Below are 19,005 nucleotides of genomic sequence, written 5' to 3' on the forward strand. Positions count from 1 at the left end.
CGAATGGCTGCGGCCGCGCGCTGGCCTAGGCGTCGAAGGTGAACTCGCGGTATTGCCCGCCATCGCGCTCGGCGCAGGCCCCCGCAACCTTGCCGGACTGAGCGATAGCGTTTCGGTGGCAGTTAAAACCGGTACTGATCTCTGCCGGCCCGCTGCCGGATTCCTTGCTCAGGTATTCCTTCAACGTGGCGCGCATCGTGTTGCAGTCGCCATCGCCGCGAGACAGCCGTGGGGTGAGCTTCTCGCCACCCTTGCCTCGGACTGGGGCACAGGTTCCGCCCAAGGGTTCGGCGCTGCCATCGATGTAGATGTGCTTCGAGGTGATCCGCATGCTGTGTGGCTCGGAGCTATTCGGCTTGCGACCCGCCCCCTTGGTTGCGTGGCACTCGAGATCCTTGGATCCTGCGGTGCAGGTGACCTTGCCGAAGGTGACGCGTTCCCCGGGCTTGAGCGCGCGGGGCTCGCCGTGGAGCCACCCGCCGCCACTCGGGTCCATGGAGTGTCGGGTGAACCAGAACATGCCCGACGTGGCAGGCGTCAGCGTGATGATGTTATCGGGCTGGGCCTCCACACCAGAAGCGGGGGAGGAGTACAGTCCCGGCAGACGACTCTCCACGTTGGAGCAGTTGAAAGTCCCAAATCCGTTGTTCCCGGGCTTGGAGATGCAGTGGATACCCAGGTGCTCCACGGTGAAGATCTTCGTGTAATCGGAGCCGTAGCGGAACTCGGAGGCGGGCACGTCCCTGACTCCCTTGCCGCGTGGCTCAGGAGCCTCCCCGCCGGAGTCCTCGTCCTCCTCGTGATCCGCGGACTTCCCGGAGCCCTTGCCTCCCGTCGGCTTCGGGGCCTTGCCCGGCTTCGTGGTGGTCACCGTCACCGTCGGCGGGCCGGAGGCGTCGTCATCGGACTGGAGGCTGGAGCAACTGCTCAGGGCGAGCAGACCGACGACTAGAACGGCGGGGATGGCGGAGCGACGCATAGAAACCTCCACTGCATGCCGGGGCGGCGGCCCGCGGGCATAAGAAACGTGATCGAAGCTAAAGATTAGCTGAGAGGTCGCTCGGGGTCCTGCTAAACCCGCCCTGCAACAGCAAAACACCCCCGGTTCCGCCCACAGGCGGGCGGAAACGGGGGTGGAGCGCGCAGGCAGGCGCAGGGGACTACTCGAAGAGAGTGGTCACCGAGCCGTTCTCGAAGATCTCGTGGATCGTCTTTGCCACCAGCGGGGCCACGGAGAGAACCGTGAGGTTATCCCAGCCTTCGGTGCTCTGCGGCAGGGTGTCGGTGGTGATGATCTCACGGGCACCGCACTCGCTGAGGCGCTCGCGGGCCGGGCCGGAGAAGACACCGTGGGTGGTGGCGATGATGACGTCGCCCGCACCGGCGTTCTTCAGCACCTGGACAGCGCCAGCGATGGTGCCGCCGGTGTCGATCATGTCGTCCAGCAGCACACAGGTGCGGCCCTCGACGTCGCCGACCACGCGGTTGGAGGTGACCTTATTGGCCACGTCGATGTCGCGGGTCTTGTGGATGAAGGCCAGCGGGGCGCCGCCCAGCTGGTTGGCCCACTTCTCGGACTCCTTCACACGGCCGGCGTCCGGGGAGACAACCACGATGTTGTCCAGGTTGTAGTTCTCCTTGATGTGCTTGGTCAGGATCGGCAGCGCGTGCATGTGATCGACCGGGCCATCGAAGAAGCCCTGGATCTGGTCGGTGTGCAGGTCCACGGAGACCAGGCGGTCCGCGCCGGCGGCCTTGAACAGGTCAGCGATCAGGCGGGCGGAGATCGGCTCGCGGCCGCGGTGCTTCTTATCCTGACGAGCGTAAGGGTAGAACGGGAGGATCGCCGTGATCCGCTTCGCCGAGCCGCGCTTCAGGGCGTCGATCATCAGCAGCTGCTCCATCAGCCAGTCGTTCAGCGGCTGTGGGTGGGACTGCAGGACGAAAGCGTCGGAGCCACGGACGGACTCCTCGAAGCGCACGAAGATCTCGCCGTTGGCGAAGTTGCGCGCCGTGGTGGGAGTCAGCTCGACACCAAGCTCGCGGGCTACGGCCTCACCCAGCTCCGGGTGCGCACGACCCGAAAACAGCATGAGGTTCTTTTGGTTGTCGATCCAGTGAGTGGTGGACACAGATCAGCCTTCCCGAGGATTTGTTTTCTTGTTTCGCCGGTACGATGCCGCCCGTCGATCCTTGCGCAGGATCTTTGAGGAGCGCCACCCGCTCGCCGCAGTGACCAGCTTTACATGAACTGATGATAATTGCCCTGGGTTTAAAGAACCAACGAGGGCTAGAGCTACTGCCCCTGCTCCGGGGTCTCGCCCTCGGGCTGCGGGGTAGCGGCCTCGTTAGCGGCGCGCTGCGCGGCCTCCGCCGCCGGGGTGCCGGGGCGGCGCTTGGCCACCCAGCCCTCGATGTTGCGCTGCTGGCCACCGGAGACGGCCAGAGCGCCGGCGGGGACGTCCTCCTTGATGACCGTGCCGGCCCCGGAGTAGGCGCCGTCGCCGACGGTGACCGGCGCGATGAACATCGTGTCCGAGCCGGTGCGCACGTGCGAGCCGATCGTGGTGTGGTGCTTGTTTACCCCGTCGTAGTTGACGAAGACGCTGGAGGCCCCGATGTTGCTGTACTCGCCGATGGTGGCATCGCCCACGTAGGTCAGGTGTGGCACCTTCGAACCACGCCCGATGGTGGCGTTCTTGGTTTCGACGAAGCCACCCAGCTTGCCCTCCTCGCCGAGCTCCGTGCCCGGGCGCAGGTAGGTGAACGGCCCGACGGTTGCGCGGGCGCCGATCGTGGAGCTGAGGGCGTGGGTGCGCACCACGGAGGCGCCTTCGCCAACGGTGGTGTCCTGCAGGGTTGTATCCGGGCCCACGGTGGCGTTATCCGCGATCCGGGTGCGGCCCAGCAGCTGGGTACCCGGCAGGATCGTGACGTCCTGGCCTACCTGAACGTCCACGTCGATGCGGGTGCTGTGCGGGTCCACGATCGTCGCGCCGCCGCGCATCGTGCGTTCCAGCACGCGGCGGTTGAGTTCCTCGCCAGCCCGGGCCAGCTGGACCCGGTCGTTGACGCCCGCGAGTTCCGCGGCATCGTTGGCGGTGTGGGCGCGCACCGGGTGGCCATCGGCCCGGGCGATGGAGAGCACGTCGGTGAGGTAGAGCTCGCCCTGCGCGTTATCCGTGTTCAGGCGGCTCAGCGCATCCCGCAGGATCTCGGCGTCGAAGGCGAAGACACCGGAGTTGACCTCGGTGATCGCCCGCTGTTCCTCGGTGGCGTCCTTTTCCTCGACGATCTGCATGACGTCGCCGTACTCAGAGCGCACGATGCGACCGTAACCGGTTGGATTCTCCTGCTCGACGGAGAGCACCGTCACCGCGGTCGGTACCTCGGTGTGGGAGCGGTAGAGCGCGGTGATCGTCTCACCCGTCAGCAGCGGGACGTCGGCGTTGGTGACGATGACGGTGCCCTGGAAGTCCGCCAGCTCCTCCATCGCGCACTGGACGGCGTGCCCGGTGCCGTTCTGCTCCTCCTGGACGGCCAGGTTGATCTGACGGCCCAGGTCTTGGGCTACCTGCTCGCAGGCCGGGCCGACCTGCTCGCGGCCGTGCCCGATCACGGCCACCATGTTGCTTGGCTGCGCGCCCGCCGCGGCGTGGAGGCTGTGGGCCAGCAGAGTGCGTCCGCCGATGGCGTGCAGGGTCTTCGGCGTGGCCGACTTCATGCGCGTCCCGGCGCCCGCAGCGAGGATGACGACGGCCAGGTCCGAGCCCGCCGACGTCCCACCAGCTCCCGTGGTCTGGGTTTGCGTTGGCTGGTCGGTGGCTTGGTTCCTGTTCGGAGTGCGCGACACGGCGGCAGCCCCTCCTTGAAAATCGGGTGTGGACGGTCTTGGTAGTACACCAGCATAACCGCCACGCCGGACAAACCTTCGCGAGCCGGCGGCTGTGTCGCACCCCGAGTGGGTGGGGCCTAATCCTGCCGGGCAGAAACCTCGGGCAGCTTCGCCGCGAGCAGGGAGCCCAGCGCGCCGAACGCGGCTAGAGCGCCGAGCGCCCAGAGGGTCCCCATAAGGCTCAACAGCGCGGTCAGCGCACCAATGAGCAGCAGGATGATGCCCATCAGCGTGTTGGAGACCGAGACGTAGCGGGTGCGCTGATCGCCCTCAGCCATGTCCACCACATAGGTCGACCGGGACACCCGGATGGCCGCGTGCGCCACCGAGATGCCGAAGAACGCTACGGGCAGCCACCAGTACAGGGCGTCCTCCCAGGCCAGTGCCAGGCCGATGGTGATCAGCAGCAGAACGACGGCAAAAAGCGCGCCACCCGAGAGGGTGTTCTTCGAGGATTTATCCGACAATGCGCCAGAGACCCGGCCGGCGGCCAGCGAGGCCAGGCCCGCGGCCACGACGAACAGGCCCAGGCCGGTCACGCTCGAACCCGCCCGGCCCTGCAGCGTGACCAGGAAGGTGGGGGAGAGGGCGGAAGCGAGCATGAGGGAGCGGACCAGCACGAAGTTTCGGAAGGGCTTGTCGTCCCGCACCAGGCCCCACATGTCGTCCCAGATGGCGCGATTCATCTCGACGAAGGAGTGCGGCGGCTCAGCGAGATCCCCCTCGTCCACCGGCGGCTCCTGAATCCCCTTGAAGAGCAGGAAGCTCACCAGCCACGCACCGGCACCAGCTGCGAAAAGCACGCCGAAGGTTCCGGGGCTCAGGCTGTCACGCAGGGCGGCGATGATTAGGCCCACCACGATGGTCACCGCACCCGCGAGCGTCGTCGCGAAACCAGTGACTCGGCCGCGGTAACCCTTCGGCATCGTGCGGCCCTGGATGTCCTTACTTGTCAGCGACACCAGCGAACGGGAGGCGGCGAGCAGCGCGAGACCGAAGAGGATGAGCAGGCCAGCAGCCGTGCCGGAGGTGAACAGGGCCGCGCACATCGCGATGATGCAGCCCAGCGCCTGACCCAGCGTGCCCAGCAGCAGGATCGGCAGTCGGTGGGAGCGGGCCTGGATCCACGGGCGAAGCCCCGCCTGCGGCAGCATCGACCCGGACTCGCGGATCGGCACCAACAGCGGCGCGATCCAGGCGGGCGCGGCCAGCATCTGGAGCAACCACGGCAGCGTCGTCTTCGCGCTCATGATTTGGTCGCCGATGTTCTGAAACCCAAAGGCGGTGGAGAATCGCAGACCGTTCTGCTCCACATTCGGCAGATCGGACTGCGGTGGCTTACCGATCAGTTTGTGGGACAGGCGCGTCGAAAAAGGCCCCTGCTCGGAGTGAGTAGGGGCCTGAGCTTGTTGGTCTTCGCTCGTCATGCTCCCCCACCAGGACTCGAACCTAGAATGACGGTACCAAAAACCGCAGTGTTGCCAATTACACCATGGGGGAAAACGCTAGCCGTCGAAGATCCCGCAGGATGACGCTAACGGCTTAACACCCTACCCCATGGCGCACGGCGGGTGGAAAAACGCCGACTTGCCGCGGCAGCCAGGCCGTGCAGGCCAGGCGCGAGGGGTGTCTGCCCCCACGGCTACACTGGGGCGCTATGAGTACCACGGTCCGCCCATCGGCAAGCCAAAATACGTCCGCACCAGGGAATAGGGGGCACGCGGCTCCCGCGCTGTCGGGTGTGCTGCGGGCCGCCGCGCGCGACTCGAAGCTCAAGGGCCTGGTCACCCACATCGGTGCTGCGCAGTTGGCGATCCAAGGCCCGGACGCGGTGTGGCCCTTCGCCGTCGGCACGGTCGCCCAGCACGCCCCGGTGCTGGTCATCACCGCGACCGCCCGGCAGGCCGAGGACCTCACCGAGCAGCTCAAGGCCATGCTGGGCGACGAGGTGGAGCTCATGCCCGCCTGGGAGACCCTGCCGCACGAGCGCATCTCCCCGAACGTGGAGACCGTCTCCCAACGCATGAAGGTGCTCCGCCGCCTGCACCGGCAGACCGCCGGCGAGCTGGGGGAGACCGAGACCCGGATCCGGGTGGTTGTCGCGCCGGTGCGCACGCTGGTGCAGCCCATCCAGGACAGCCTCGGTGCCGTGACCCCCGTCCACCTCGCCGTCGACCAGGAGGTGGACTTCGAACAGATCCAGCACGAGCTGGTGGAGCGCGGCTACTCCGCGGTGGACGTGGTCGCCAAGCGCGGTCACTTCGCGGTGCGCGGCGGCATTCTCGACGTCTTCCCGGCAACGGGGGAGCTGCCCGTGCGCGTGGAATTCTGGGGCGACGAGGTCTCCGACATCCGGCCCTTCAGCGTCGGCGATCAGCGCACCATCCCAGGTGTTGAGCTCGACGAGGTCACCGTCTATCCAGCCCGCGAGCTGCTCATCACCGACTCCGTGGCCACCCGCGCCGCGGAACTGGCTAAGGAAAACGCCAGCTATGCCGAGCTGGCGGATGTGTACCACAAGATCAGTGAGAAGATCGCGGTGCCCGGCATGGAAGCACTGATCCCGAGCCTCCACGACGGTGAGCTGAAGCTCCTGCCGGAATTCCTGCCCGATGGCACGCACACCATCGTGCTGGCCCCGGCCGCTGTCGAGCGCCGCGCCGCAGACCTGAAGGAGACCGGCGAGCAGTTCCTCGAGGCCGGTTGGGAGGCCGCGGCCATGGGAGCGGACGCTCCTGCCGACGGCGTGGCCTACGTGTCCGTCGCCGCGGCCCGGCATGCCCAGGCAGCACTGGAGAGGCCGTGGTGGACGCTATCCCCGCTCGGCATGTTGGATTCCGACGAAGGCTTCGACGGCGACGCCCTCCTGCTGGATTACGACGCCGCGCCCCAGCCCCGCGGTGAGATGGAGGCCATCGAGCAGATGATGGCCGATATCCGCACCCGCGTGGAGGCCGGTGGCAGGGTCGCCTTCGCCGCCCCAACGCCCACCGTCGCTGCCCGCATGCTGCGTCGCTTCCACGAGGCAGGCATCGCCGCCGAAGCTGTGGGGGTGGACCTGCGCGGCCAGCGCGGCATCGGCCGCCAGGCCACATCCAAGGCGACCCCGGACCAGGAGCCGGCACCGAAGAAGGTCAGCATCTACCACGCGGTCGCCCACGATGGCCTCGTCTTCCCAATGGCTGGGGGAGACCAGCCCAGCCTGCTGTTCCTCACCGAAACAGACGTCACTGGCAACCGCGTGGAGGCGGCGGCGACCGGTAAGCGCAAGCCAGCCAAGCGCCGCAACCGTGTCGATCCGCTGGCCCTGGAGCCCGGTGACCTGGTGGTCCATGACTCCCACGGCATCGGCAAGTTTGTGAAGATGACCGAGCGCACCGTCGGCAAGGGGGCGGACGCCTCCCGCCGCGAGTACCTCGTCCTCGAATACGCACCCAGCAAGCGGGGAGGACCGGGCGACCAGCTCTACGTCCCCATGGACCAGCTCGACCTGCTGTCCCGCTACGTCGGCGGCGAGAAGCCCGCCCTGTCCAAGATGGGTGGGGCGGATTGGAAGAACACCAAACGCAAGGCCCGCAAGGCCGTCCGGGAAATCGCCGGGGAGCTCGTGCAGCTCTACGCCCAGCGTCAAGCCGCGCCGGGCTACGCCTTCGCCCCGGATAGCCCGTGGCAGCGGGAGATGGAGGAGGCCTTCCCCTTCACGGAGACCGAGGACCAGTTCAACGCCATCGAAGCCGTGAAGTCCGACATGGAAAAGCCGGTGCCGATGGACCGCGTCATCGTGGGCGACGTGGGCTACGGCAAGACGGAGGTCGCGGTGCGTGCCGCCTTCAAGGCCGTTCAGTCGGGTAAGCAGGTCGCCGTCCTCGTCCCGACGACGCTGCTCGCGCAGCAGCACATGAAGACCTTCCGGGAGCGGATGCAGGACTTCCCGACCCGTATCGCGGAGCTGAGCCGGTTCACCACTCCTGCGCAGTCCAAGGAGATCCTCAAGGGGCTGGCCGAGGGGACCATCGACATCGTCGTGGGCACCCACCGCCTGCTGCAGACCGGCGTGACCTGGAAGAACCTGGGCCTCATCATCGTCGACGAGGAACAGCGCTTTGGCGTGGAGCACAAGGAGCACATCAAGTCCCTGCGTACCCACGTGGACGTCCTGACCATGTCCGCCACCCCGATCCCGCGCACGCTGGAGATGTCCATGGCGGGCATCCGCGAAATGTCGACCATCCTCACACCGCCGCAGGACCGCCACCCCGTGCTGACCTACGTCGGAGCCCAGGAGGATAAGCATGTCGCTGCCGCAATCCGCCGCGAGCTGCTGCGCGACGGTCAGGTGTTCTACATCCACAACCGGGTGAAATCCATCGAGAAGGCGGCGGAGCACATCCGCAACCTCGTGCCCGAGGCCCGGGTCGTGGTCGCCCACGGCCAGATGAGCGAGGAGCAGCTGGAAACCACCGTGGAGGGCTTCTGGAACCGGGAGTTCGACATCCTGGTGTGCACCACCATCGTGGAGACCGGCCTGGACATCTCGAACGCCAACACCCTGATCGTGGAGAACGCCCACCACATGGGCCTATCCCAGCTGCACCAGCTGCGCGGGCGCGTGGGCCGGTCCCGGGAGCGTGCCTATGCCTACTTCCTCTATCCGAAGGGTGAGGTGCTCACCGAGACCTCCTACGACCGGCTGTCCACCATCGCGCAGAACAACGAGCTCGGCGCGGGCATGGCCGTCGCGATGAAGGACCTGGAGATGCGCGGCGCCGGCAACGTCCTTGGCGCCGAGCAGTCGGGGCACATCGCGGGAGTGGGCTTCGACCTCTATGTCCGCCTCGTCGGTGAGGCGGTGGAGGCCTTCCGAGCGATGGCCGACGGCAAGCCGGTGGACGGACGCGAGGAGGAGAAGAAGGAGATCCGCATTGACTTGCCGGTGGACGCGCACATCCCGGTGACCTACGTGGCCTCCGAGCGGCTCCGCCTGGAGGCCTACCGCAAGCTCGCGGAGGCGCAGGATGAGGACCAGATTGAGGAGGTGCTCAACGAGTTCCGGGATCGGTACGGCGAGCCGCCGGCCCAGGTGACCAACCTCGCGGTGCTGTCCCGGCTGCGGTTGATCTGCCGTGACCTGGGGGTCTCGGAGGTTGTGGCGACGGGATCTCGCATCAGCTTCAGCCCCATTGATCTGCAGGACTCCGGCCAGGTGCGGTTGAAGCGCCTATTCCCGGGGGCGACGTACCGGGCCACCACCAAGGTCGTGGTTATTCCGGCGCCGAAGGAGGGTGCGGGGATGCGGGCGGTCGCGTTGCGGGATGTGCCGCTGGCGCAGTGGTGTGCGAATGCACTCACCCAGCTGGCTGGGATCCCGGAACGGGACATCAGGGGAGGTAGTGCCCCGACGCGTTAGCCCCTCGGTGCGAAAACTTCCGAGTCACTAGCGTAAACTTTAGCCCCATGACAGTCGTACTCCTCGATCCTCGATTCCCCTCGATGATTCCCGTCGACGCCGTGACCCTGCTCAGTGGCAAGGTTTCCTATACGGAGGAGGTGCCGATCCGCATCCGCTGGGTCATCGGCGACCTCGGCGGACACACGGTCTACGAGTCCGACGTCCTCGTCACCACCGATCTGCGAAACGACCTGGTCATTGAGCGGATCGAGGAGGGCGACGAGCTGCTGGCAGCCCCGAGCCTGCTGGTGCACCTCGCCCCAGATCGGGAGATCGGGCCGCGGGATTCCGGTGAGCTCGCCCCGGCGCACACGCCCGCGCTGCCCTCCGCGGAGGCCATCGGCCAGGCGATGTCCGGGATGGGGGAGCAGGACCCGGCGGAGGCGCTGGAGTCTTATCAGCAGTACGCCGATGCCGTGGACGATGCCTATCAGCAGTCCGCGCACCTGTACCACCAGCCGAGCTCCCAGCAGGCGGATGCGGACTACGCCGCCGACGCCGCAGCCTCGGCTGCCTATAGTGGCGAGGGTTTCGTCGAGGGCGAGGTTCTTTCCGCCGACGAGCACACCGCCGCCGTGGCGGGTAGCCGCCGCACCGCGCGCACCGAGGTGCCCGAGTCCGTCATGGATGAGATCGAGGATGCCGTGGCGCTGATGGCCCGCGCACTGCGCCAGGGCAAGTGGGAGCAGTCCATGACCCACGCCGACCTGGTGCCCTTCCTGCGGGAGGAGACCGAGGAGTTGGCGAGCACCATCGAGCTGCGGGACGTCCTCGCCGCCGTGGGCTCCGAAGACCAGGCCGATGGTGATGGCGAGGTCCCCGAGTGGGCCGAGCAGGACCTCTGCGAGGAGCTTTCGGACGTGCTGCTGCAGGTCCTCTTCCACGCGGAGATTGCGAACCGCCGTGGTGCTTTCGACATCGGGCACGTGGCCGGCGCGTTTGTCGCGAAGCTGCGTGACCGCGCACCGTACCTTTTCGAGGATGTCGAGCGCGCGGTGGGTATTCAGGAGCAAAACGACCTGTGGCGTGCCGGTAAGCAGGCTCAGGAGCAGCGCAAGCGTGAGGCACACGGTCCAGCCTTCCGCGATTACCTGGACCGGAAGGCCGAGCTGAAGCAGCAGGCCGCTGAGCAGCAAGCTGATCAGTCGCAGCGTGGCCCGCTGGGTGCGCAGGCCACCGCCAAGGACGATAACGCTGGCCAGGGGGCGTCGGCGAAGCAGGCCAGCCCCGTCGCTCAGCCCGCCCAGACTGCACACGCGACCCAGGCACAGCCGCAGCAGGCAGCGCAGCCAGCCCCAGTCGCTCAGCCAGTTCAGGCAGCCCAGCCGCGCCACACCTCCGCGCTGTCCGCAGCCGATGAGATCATCCGCGAGGCCCGCGAGCGCGGCCTGCGGGATGCAGACATCCCGACGGATATCCGCTACCCGATGGTCGGCCTCGAGCTCGACGAGCCAGGTGGGGCGGAGGACCGCCTGCTCAAGGCGGTTCAGAACTTCCGCCAGCAGCTCGACCGGATGGGACGCTAGAGCCTTCGCCGTGCGCCTTTCCGATCTTCCTTTCCGCTCGCAGGACTACCTCAAGGCGATCTTCGACGTCCAGGAGTGGAGCGGCACCGGAGTGGGGCTGACCCAGCTCGCTGCCAAGGTTGGCCAGCAGAACTCCACCGCCTCCGAGGCCGTGAAGCGGCTAGCGGCCCAGGGGCTAGTCAATCACCGCCCCTACGCGCCCATCACCCTGACGGACTTGGGTCATGAGCTCGCGATTCAGATGGTGCGCCGCCACCGGCTGATCGAAACCTATCTCTGCCGTGAGCTGGGCTATTCCCTCGATGAGGTTCACGACGAGGCCGAGGAGCTCGAGCACGCCGTCAGCGAGAAATTCCTCGCCCGCATCGACGAGCTGATGGGCTACCCGGACCGGGACCCGCACGGCGATCCGATCCCGAACGCGGCGGGCCAGCTCCCCGAAACCGAGTCCTTCCCGCTTTCCGAGGCAGCCGTCGGGGATGTGCTGTGCGTGGAGCGGGTCTCCGACTCCGATCCTGACCTGCTCCGTCACCTGGAGGGCAGTGGCGTGACCCCCGGGGTTCACATTCGCGTCGACCCCCGGCCTTTCGAAGCGCTCGCCGAATTCAGTATCGTGTCCGGTACGCGATCCGGTTCGGTGGTGTCCCTGCCCGCCGCGCAGTTAGCCGCGGTTCGGTGCATCCGTCCCGCGTAGCCCACCGCCACCGGTATCATTCTTTGCCTATGCCCAAATCACGCCGCAAGGGCGCTACTCAGCGCGCCAGCGGGAAGGAAGTCCTGTGAATCACAACCGCTACGAGCCCGCGGCCTCGGTCCCACGCCGTCGCCGCTCCGGGTGCGCTGTGATGGGCTGCGGCGTCGTCGTGGTCGCCCTGCTGAGCATCATCGCCCTGGTGGGTTTTCTGGTGGCCGCCTTCACCGGAAACTCGCCGATCAAGGCCAATCGTCTTCCCATCCCGGACGACGTCCCGCCCGCCGCGGCAGCGCCTGCGCCGACCATTGATATCCATCAGCCGGGACGCACCGCCAACCAGCTGGCCCGTTGGGCGCGTGGTCAGGTGTCGGAGACGAACATCCCCTATCAGGCCCTGATCGCCTACGGGAATGCGGAGAACATCGCCCGCCAGACCCGCCCGGAGTGCGGGCTGCGTTGGAACACCCTCGCCGGCCTGGGCTTCGTGGAAACCAAGCACGGCTCCTACGCCGGCTGGACCCTGCGCGGCACGAAGCTCAATGATCAGGGAACCGCGGACCCGAAAATCTTCGGTCCCCAGCTCAACGGGGAGAAGTTCGCCCGCATCGAGGACACGGACGGCGGCAAGCTCGACGGGGACAAGGAATTCGACCGCGCGATGGGGCCGATGCAGTTCATCCCCGAAACCTGGCAGCACTACGGAGTGGACGCCAACGGCGACGGGGTGGCGGATCCGCAGAACATCGACGACGCAACTGCCGCGGCTGCCCGCCTGCTCTGCGACTTCGGCCGCGACTTGAGCACCCCGGAGGGGTGGACGCAGGCGATCCGCTCCTATAACCAGTCGGATCAGTACGTCCGCGACGTCCGCGACGCCGCGGCGAATTACGCGCTGGGGCAGGCCGCCAGCATCATGTAGCGCGCTGTAAAGGACTGGCTCCAGGGTGCGGTTTAACGCACCGACTCGCGCATAGCCCACTCGACGGCGTCGAGTGGCAGCTCCGGGTCGACGCTGTCGCGAGCCTCGCTCACCGCGGCGAGGTAGGTGCCGTAGTCCGCGGCGGACCAGTCGGAATCCTTCTCCAGGCCCGCGATCTTCGCGCGGTTGGAGCAGATCACTAGCGGCTTATCCTCACCGGCAGCCTGCGGACCGGCAAGGAAGTAGGCGATATAGGAGGCGAACTTCGCCGGCAGGCCGATCTTCGTCAGCGCCTCGTACCGCGCTGCTGGTTCCTTGGACTCCAGGGTCGGGATCGTCTTGAGCAGGCTGGCGGCCTTGGCCTTGTTGCGCAGGAACTGCTGCAACGGCAGCACCGCCTGGGACTGACCCGCCCCGTAGGCGAAGGCAGCACCAATGAAGTCGATGACCCGATCCCGGGCGTAGCCGGAAGCAACGGCGTCTTCCGCGAAGCTAAACACTTCCGCGCGCGTGATGGAGGCGGTGGCGTCGTCCCGGAAGGGTGGGACATGGCGCAGGTGGAACGGCCAGCCGGACTTCCAGCGGCGAGGGGAGAAGGTGACCGAGTCGTTCATGACCTTCTCGGTGGTGGGGGACACTTTATTTACAGCATCAACGATCTGATTCATGGCCCCATTGTGGCAGAACGTGGCGCGAGGGCGAGGCATGTGGGTCGATCGGAGGTCGAATGGCGGGCGCATGGCAAAATAGAGGTGGCTAGAATAGTTCCTGGCTTTCGGGTCCGGGGCCGGTGCGATGGTGCCCGGCTTACCCCGCCCACGCCAGTGGTCAAAGCAACGTCGAATGTGCCTAGGAGGCAGACACAGATGGCCGGAATCCTTAACGTCAGCGCGCTGGAGATCATGGACTCCCGCGGTAACCCCACCGTCGAGGTCGAGGTCATCCTCGACGACGGTTCGATGGGCCGTGCCGCCGTGCCTTCGGGCGCGTCCACCGGTGTCCACGAGGCGCACGAGCTGCGCGACGGCGGCGATCGCTACCTGGGCAAGGGTGTTGCCAAGGCTGTCGAGTTCGTCAACACCGAGATCGACGACGCCCTGGCTGGCCTGGAGGCTGACGACCAGCGCCTCATCGACCAGACCCTGCTGGAGCTCGACGGCACCGGGAACAAGTCCCGTCTGGGCGCCAACGCCCTGCTCGGCGTGTCCATGGCCGTCGCCCACGCCGCCGCGGACTCCGCGGGCCTGGAGCTCTTCCGCTACATCGGTGGCCCGAACGGCCACGTCCTGCCCGTGCCGATGATGAACATCCTCAACGGTGGCGCGCACGCAGACTCCGGCGTGGACGTCCAGGAGTTCATGATCGCCCCGATCGGCGCGGCGACCTTCGCCGAGGCACTGCAGGTCGGCGCTGAGGTCTACCACAGCCTCAAGGCCGTCATTAAGGCCAAGGGCCTGTCCACCGGCCTGGGCGACGAGGGCGGCTTCGCCCCATCCGTCGAGTCCACCAAGGCAGCCCTGGATCTCATCGTCGAGGCCATCGAGAAGGCTGGCTACACCCTGGGCGAGGACGTCGCCCTGGCCCTGGACGTCGCTTCCTCCGAGTTCTATGAAGACGGCGTGTACAACTTCGAGGGCGGCAAGCACAGCTCCGCCGAGATGGTTGAGGTCTACGCCGACCTGGTCGAGCAGTACCCGATCGTCTCCATCGAGGACCCGCTGGACGAGGACGACTGGGAGGGCTACGTCACCCTCACCGAGAAACTCGGCGACAAGATCCAGATCGTGGGCGATGACCTCTTCGTCACCAACCCGGCCCGCCTGCAGGAGGGCATCGACCGTGGGGCGGCCAACGCCCTGCTGGTCAAGGTGAACCAGATCGGTACCCTCTCCGAGACCTTCGACGCCGTGGAGCTGGCACACCGCAACGGTTACCGCACCATGATGTCCCACCGCTCCGGCGAGACCGAGGACACCACCATCGCCGACCTGGCCGTCGCCCTGAACTGCGGCCAGATCAAGACCGGTGCCCCGGCCCGTTCCGAGCGCGTGGCGAAGTACAACCAGCTGCTGCGCATCGAGCGCTACCTGGAGGGTGCAGCAGTCTACGCGGGTCGCTCCGCTTTCCCCCGCTTCAAGAACTAGGGCGAGCGGACTAGAATAGCCCGTTATGACCCACCCCTCCCGCGATCATTCGCCCCGCCCCGCTGGCAGTGACCAGCGCGGTGGGGCGAACACGGATTCAGCGGATTCCGCGGGCCAGCGGCTGCCGCAGGCGCGCTCCATGGAGCGCAATCAGGCCCGTCGCCGTCGGATGCGGCAGGCACCCAAGCGCGTGGCACGCCGCTTCGTCGCCCTGCCGTCCCGAATGAGCCCCGTTGCCGCGATCGTTGTGATCCTGGTGGTCGGTCTGATGGCCCTGTCCCTGGCCACCCCGCTGCGCAACTACTACGAACAGCGCACGGAGCTGGCCCAGCTGCAGAACACCATCCAGGAGCAGGAGCGCCACAAAGCGGAGCTCCAGGCGGAGCTCAACCGCTTCGAAAACGAGGACTACCTCAAGGAGCAGGCTCGCATCCGGCTCGGCGTGATCGAGCCCGGCGAGTCCGCCTACCGCATCATCTCGCCGAAGATCACCGGGGCGGCGGGGGAGGACGCCCCCGGGGCGGGGAAGAGCCCGTCGGAGCAGGAATACGAGAACAGCCCGTGGTTTAAGAAGCTGTGGGACTCCGTGGCCGTCGAACCTGGGGAGGAAGCTCCGGGCGACGCCGGTAGCGCCCCCGCCGGTCAGGGCGAGAATCAGGACCCCGGCGGCAACCCCGAGGGTGGCGAACAGCCAAGCGGCGATATGAAACTTCCGATCCTGCCCGAGAATCAGCCATAATCGCCGGAGTCGGCACGCCCCGCGGAAGAGCTTGGAAGGACCCAAGCCCGCGGGCTTTTTCAAGAGGAGAATGAATGACGGTCAGTCGTGAAGACCTGGACATCATGGCCGCCCAGCTCGGCCGAGAGCCGCGCGGCGCGGTGGAGGTCAGCTACCGAACCCCAGACGGCCAGCCAGCCGTCGTGAAGACCCACCCCCGGCTGCCGGACGGCACCCCGTTCCCGACGCTGTACTACCTCACCGACCCCCGACTGACCGCAGAGGCCAGCCGTCTGGAGGTTGCCGGCGTCATGAAGACAATGCAGGAACGCCTCGGTGAGGACGAGGAGCTACAGCGGGACTACCAGGCTGCCCACGAGCACTACCTGGCCACGCGCAACGCAATGGAGGACCTCGGCACTGAGTTCTCGGGCGGGGGCATGCCCGATCGGGTGAAGTGCCTGCACGTCCTCATGGCCTACGCGCTGGCCGAGGGGCCGGAACGCCTCCGGCTCGGGACCGAGACCGTGGCGCTGGCCGTGGAGCACGACCCGAGCCTGTCCGGCACCGCGATCCCGGCCGATTGGCCGACCTCCGAGGAGCTGGGTATCTCCCTCGTCCAGGCCACTACCGTGGAGGGAGCGGAGAACACCGGCATGTTCCTGCCCGAGCGCGAACGAGACCAGAGGAGCTAGACACATGGCCCAGGCCGACGCCCCACGTCGCTTCGCCGCGATCGACTGCGGCACGAACTCCATCCGCCTGCTCATCTCCGAGCGGGCGGCCGACGGAACGCTGACGGAGCTCAACCGCGATAACATCATCGTCCGGCTCGGTCAGGGCGTGGACGCCACGGGTGGTTTCGCACCGGAGGCCCTCCAACGTGTCGACGACGCCCTGGCCACCTACGCCCAGCGCATGGTGGATCACAACGTCGAGGACGTGATGATGGGGGCGACGAGCGCTACCCGCGATGCGAAGAACCGCGATGAGTTCTTCGCCATCACCGCCCGCCACCTGGGCCGGATCGTTGACGGCCGCCAGGCTGAGGTCATCAGCGGCGAGCAGGAGGCGGAGCTAAGCTTCGCCGGGGCCGTCGCCGACCTGCCGTCCGGAACCCCGGAGCGCATCTGCGTCATCGACTTGGGTGGCGGTTCCACCGAGTTCGTCGTCCATGACGTCGACGCCGACGGTGCCGTCGCGGACACCGGTACGGTCGAGGCCTACTCCGCGAATATGGGCTGCGTGCGGCTCACCGAGCGCTACCTGCACAGCAATCCGCCGACCGCGGAGGAAATCGCAGCGGCGGAGGACTACGTCGCCACGCAGCTCCGCGAGGTGGAGGAGCACGTCGACCTCACGGGTGTGACTCGCCTGGTGGGTGTGGCTGGGACCATGACCACCCTCAGCGCGATCACGCAGGGGCTGGATAGCTACCAGCCGGAGAAGATCCACCTGAGTCGCTTGCCGCTGCGCACGTTCCGGGATACCGCCATCGACCTGCGGGATAAGACCGTCGACCAGCGCCTCGAGTGCGGTCCCATGCACCCCGGCCGCGCGGACGTCGTCGGAGGTGGCGCGGTGGTCATCGACGCGGTCGCCAGCCGCTTCCTGGCCCTGGGCGTCGAGGAGATCACGATCAGTGAGAAAGACATCCTCGATGGTATGTTGGCAAAAGTTATGCGCCGAAACGGCGCTTAGAATCCGTGCGCGCTAGCGCGCGGACCCTATGCCCCCATAGCCCAATTGGCAGAGGCAGCGGACTTAAAATCCGCCCAGTGTCGGTTCGAACCCGACTGGGGGTACGAAAAGCCAGGCTGGAGAGCGCCTCTCCCGCCTGGCTTCGCTAGTAGTGTTCGCTATTGCAGCCGGTGGCTGTGCGCCGCCGCCTAGCTGTTCTTCCGCCTAGCTGTTCTTTGTTGCCTTCTCGTCGTCCTTGGCTGCCTTCTCTTCGGCCTTGACGGCGGCCTTCTCGACCTTCTTCAGCTGCTTCTCGAGGTTGAAGTCGACCTCTGGCCACTCCAGCTTCATGTTTCGCAGCTCGTTGAGCAGCAGGTAGCGCACGACCAGGCGGGCGTAGTCCTGCTTATCACTAGGCACGATGTACCACGGGGCAACATCGTTCGTCTTCTCAATGGCACGGGCATAAGCCTCTTGGTATTCATCCCACTTCTTCTGCACGCCGAGGTCGCTGGGGGAGTAGCGCCAGCGCTGCGCCGGGTTGCGCAGGCGGGAGAGGAAGCTCTTGGTCTGGAACTGCGGGGAAATGTGTAGGAGAACCTTGATGACACGGGTGCCGTCGGCCTCGAGCTTCTTCTCGAAGCGACGGATGGCGTCGTAGCGGCGGTCGATTTCCTCGACGTCGCTGAGCCCCTCCACGCGGGAGACCAGGACGTCTTCGTAGTAGGAGCGGTCGAAGATCGCGATCTCGCCGTTGCCCGGCAGCTCGTGGCGGATGCGGGACAGGAAGTCGCGGTTGTCGGTATCGTCGATCGACTCGACCGGTTCTGCGAAGGTGGCGACGTTCACGCCCTGCGGGGACACGGCCTGCAGGATCGCGTTGGTGGCACCGCTCTTACCGGAGGCGTCCACGCCCTGCAGGATGATGAGGATGCTGCCGACCTGCTCGTCGCTGGCACCGTTTGCGTAGAGCTTGGCCTGCTCGGCGCGCAGTTCCTCGGCGATCTTCTTATAGGCCTTGTTGACCCGCTTCTCGAACTTCTCGCCTTTGCCCCTCACCCCCGGGGTTTCGCGAGGGTTGAATGACTTGAGGTCGATGTTGCCCTTGGGCGCGCGCAGCCCGAGAGCGTTGTTCATTCCAAAGCTCATAACCCCAAGTTTAGCGGCTTCGGAGGCTTTGCTCAGCTCGACGGGGATGGTGCTGCTCGCAGGGTGCTCACTAGCATGGTGAGCATGGATAACGCAGCTTTGAATCAGGACCATTCCACCTCCGGCAACAGCGGCAATCGGCCGCTTGCGCTGATCACGGGTGCGTCCCGCGGCATTGGCCGGGCGATCGCGGAGGACCTTGCCCGCGATCACCGGCTCATCCTGTGCTGCTCCTCGGAGACATCCGCGCACAGCCTGCGGGAGGATTTTCCGGACGCCCAGGTGGTCGCTGTGGACCTGTCCGATCCGGCGGCGTTGGCGGAAGCTTTTTCTTCCGACGTCGCCCCGCAGCGTCTCGACCTGCTGGTGCACTCCGCGGGCGTGACGGGGCATGCTCCCATCGCGGAGGCACCGCTTCAGATGTGGCGGGAGGTGCTCGACGTCAACGTCATCGCCGTGGCCGAGCTGACGCGCTTGCTGCTGCCGGCGCTGCGTGAGGCGCGAGGCATGGTGATCGCAATCAACTCCGGGGCGGGGCACAACTCCGGCCCTGGCTACGGGCCGTATGCGGCCTCGAAGTTCGCTCTCAAGGCGATCACGGATGCCCTGCGCGAAGAAGAGCGGGGGAGGGTTCGGGTCAGCTCCGTGCACCCCGGGAAGGTCGATTCGGATATGCAGCGCGAGCTGCAGGCCCAGGCAGGCAACGATAGCTACGACCCGGGTGTCTACGTCCGCGCCGAGGACATCGCCGCCGCGGTGCGGCTGGCCGCCGAGATGGGGCCTGCGGCCTGCCTGGAGACCGTGAGCGTGCGACCGGTCGTGAAATAAGGG

15 protein-coding genes and 2 tRNA genes are annotated in these 19,005 nt (G+C 66.8%); 10 read left to right on the forward strand and 7 right to left on the reverse strand.

Translation table 11 applies throughout. The features are described 5' to 3' along the window. Window positions 1-25: 25 nt before the first annotated feature. From QP140_RS06860 to QP140_RS06880, 5 genes are all read right to left on the reverse strand, one after another. On the reverse strand, window positions 26-979 hold the full coding sequence (locus QP140_RS06860) for a hypothetical protein (RefSeq protein ID WP_284758785.1): 954 nt from the start codon (window positions 977-979) through the stop codon (window positions 26-28). Window positions 980-1,160: 181 nt separating this feature from the next. Continuing rightward, on the reverse strand, window positions 1,161-2,132 hold the full coding sequence (locus tag QP140_RS06865; RefSeq protein WP_070758627.1) for a ribose-phosphate diphosphokinase: 972 nt from the start codon (window positions 2,130-2,132) through the stop codon (window positions 1,161-1,163). 164 nt (window positions 2,133-2,296) lie between these two features. Then, complete coding sequence (glmU, locus tag QP140_RS06870) at window positions 2,297-3,763, reverse strand: bifunctional UDP-N-acetylglucosamine diphosphorylase/glucosamine-1-phosphate N-acetyltransferase GlmU (RefSeq protein WP_284758809.1); 1,467 nt, start codon at window positions 3,761-3,763, stop codon at window positions 2,297-2,299. A gap of 209 nt (window positions 3,764-3,972) precedes the next feature. Continuing rightward, a complete protein-coding gene (locus QP140_RS06875; protein ID WP_284758786.1) occupies window positions 3,973-5,322 on the reverse strand; it encodes an MFS transporter in 1,350 nt (449 codons plus the stop codon). 1 nt (window position 5,323) lies between these two features. After that, window positions 5,324-5,395 (reverse strand) — tRNA-Gln (locus QP140_RS06880). Between the two features lie 157 nt (window positions 5,396-5,552). Between QP140_RS06880 and mfd the strand changes: the two genes are divergently transcribed. From mfd to QP140_RS06900, 4 genes are all read left to right on the forward strand, one after another. Next, complete coding sequence (gene mfd / locus QP140_RS06885) at window positions 5,553-9,302, forward strand: transcription-repair coupling factor (RefSeq protein ID WP_284758787.1); 3,750 nt, start codon at window positions 5,553-5,555, stop codon at window positions 9,300-9,302. Between the two features lie 47 nt (window positions 9,303-9,349). Beyond that, window positions 9,350-10,870, forward strand: a complete 1,521-nt coding sequence (locus QP140_RS06890; protein WP_284758788.1) for a MazG nucleotide pyrophosphohydrolase domain-containing protein — start codon at window positions 9,350-9,352, stop codon at window positions 10,868-10,870. Window positions 10,871-10,880: 10 nt separating this feature from the next. Next, window positions 10,881-11,564, forward strand: a complete 684-nt coding sequence (locus tag QP140_RS06895; RefSeq protein ID WP_284758789.1) for a metal-dependent transcriptional regulator — start codon at window positions 10,881-10,883, stop codon at window positions 11,562-11,564. 151 nt (window positions 11,565-11,715) lie between these two features. After that, complete coding sequence (locus tag QP140_RS06900) at window positions 11,716-12,483, forward strand: lytic transglycosylase domain-containing protein (protein WP_148813079.1); 768 nt, start codon at window positions 11,716-11,718, stop codon at window positions 12,481-12,483. A gap of 32 nt (window positions 12,484-12,515) precedes the next feature. On the opposite strand, the gene QP140_RS06905 is transcribed toward QP140_RS06900, so the two are convergent. After that, entirely contained in the window at window positions 12,516-13,151 is a 636-nt protein-coding gene (locus tag QP140_RS06905) for an 8-oxoguanine DNA glycosylase OGG fold protein (RefSeq protein ID WP_148812616.1), read from the reverse strand. Between the two features lie 198 nt (window positions 13,152-13,349). On the opposite strand from QP140_RS06905, the gene eno reads away from it, so the two are divergent. The 5 genes from eno to QP140_RS06930 all read left to right on the forward strand — a co-directional run bounded on the left by eno (window position 13,350) and on the right by QP140_RS06930 (window position 17,150). Further along, window positions 13,350-14,627, forward strand: a complete 1,278-nt coding sequence (eno, locus tag QP140_RS06910) for a phosphopyruvate hydratase (protein WP_284758790.1) — start codon at window positions 13,350-13,352, stop codon at window positions 14,625-14,627. Window positions 14,628-14,652: 25 nt separating this feature from the next. Beyond that, a complete protein-coding gene (locus tag QP140_RS06915; RefSeq protein ID WP_148812612.1) occupies window positions 14,653-15,366 on the forward strand; it encodes an FtsB family cell division protein in 714 nt (237 codons plus the stop codon). Window positions 15,367-15,440: 74 nt separating this feature from the next. Beyond that, complete coding sequence (locus QP140_RS06920) at window positions 15,441-16,040, forward strand: DUF501 domain-containing protein (protein ID WP_070758619.1); 600 nt, start codon at window positions 15,441-15,443, stop codon at window positions 16,038-16,040. Window positions 16,041-16,044: 4 nt separating this feature from the next. After that, window positions 16,045-17,046, forward strand: coding sequence for a Ppx/GppA phosphatase family protein (locus QP140_RS06925; RefSeq protein WP_284758792.1), 1,002 nt, complete (start codon window positions 16,045-16,047; stop codon window positions 17,044-17,046). A 30-nt stretch (window positions 17,047-17,076) separates the two neighbouring features. Beyond that, a tRNA-Leu gene (locus QP140_RS06930) sits at window positions 17,077-17,150 on the forward strand. Window positions 17,151-17,250: 100 nt separating this feature from the next. On the opposite strand, the gene QP140_RS06935 is transcribed toward QP140_RS06930, so the two are convergent. Continuing rightward, window positions 17,251-18,174: a PPK2 family polyphosphate kinase gene (locus tag QP140_RS06935; protein WP_284758794.1), complete on the reverse strand. Its 924-nt coding sequence runs from the start codon at window positions 18,172-18,174 to the stop codon at window positions 17,251-17,253. Between the two features lie 75 nt (window positions 18,175-18,249). Between QP140_RS06935 and QP140_RS06940 the strand changes: the two genes are divergently transcribed. Next, window positions 18,250-19,002 (forward strand): SDR family oxidoreductase, encoded by a 753-nt coding sequence (locus QP140_RS06940; protein ID WP_284758811.1) that lies wholly within the window; start codon window positions 18,250-18,252, stop codon window positions 19,000-19,002. The last annotated feature ends 3 nt before the right edge of the window (window positions 19,003-19,005 follow it).

Source organism: Corynebacterium sp. UMB9976 (genome assembly GCF_030212265.1).
GTDB lineage: Bacteria > Actinomycetota > Actinomycetes > Mycobacteriales > Mycobacteriaceae > Corynebacterium.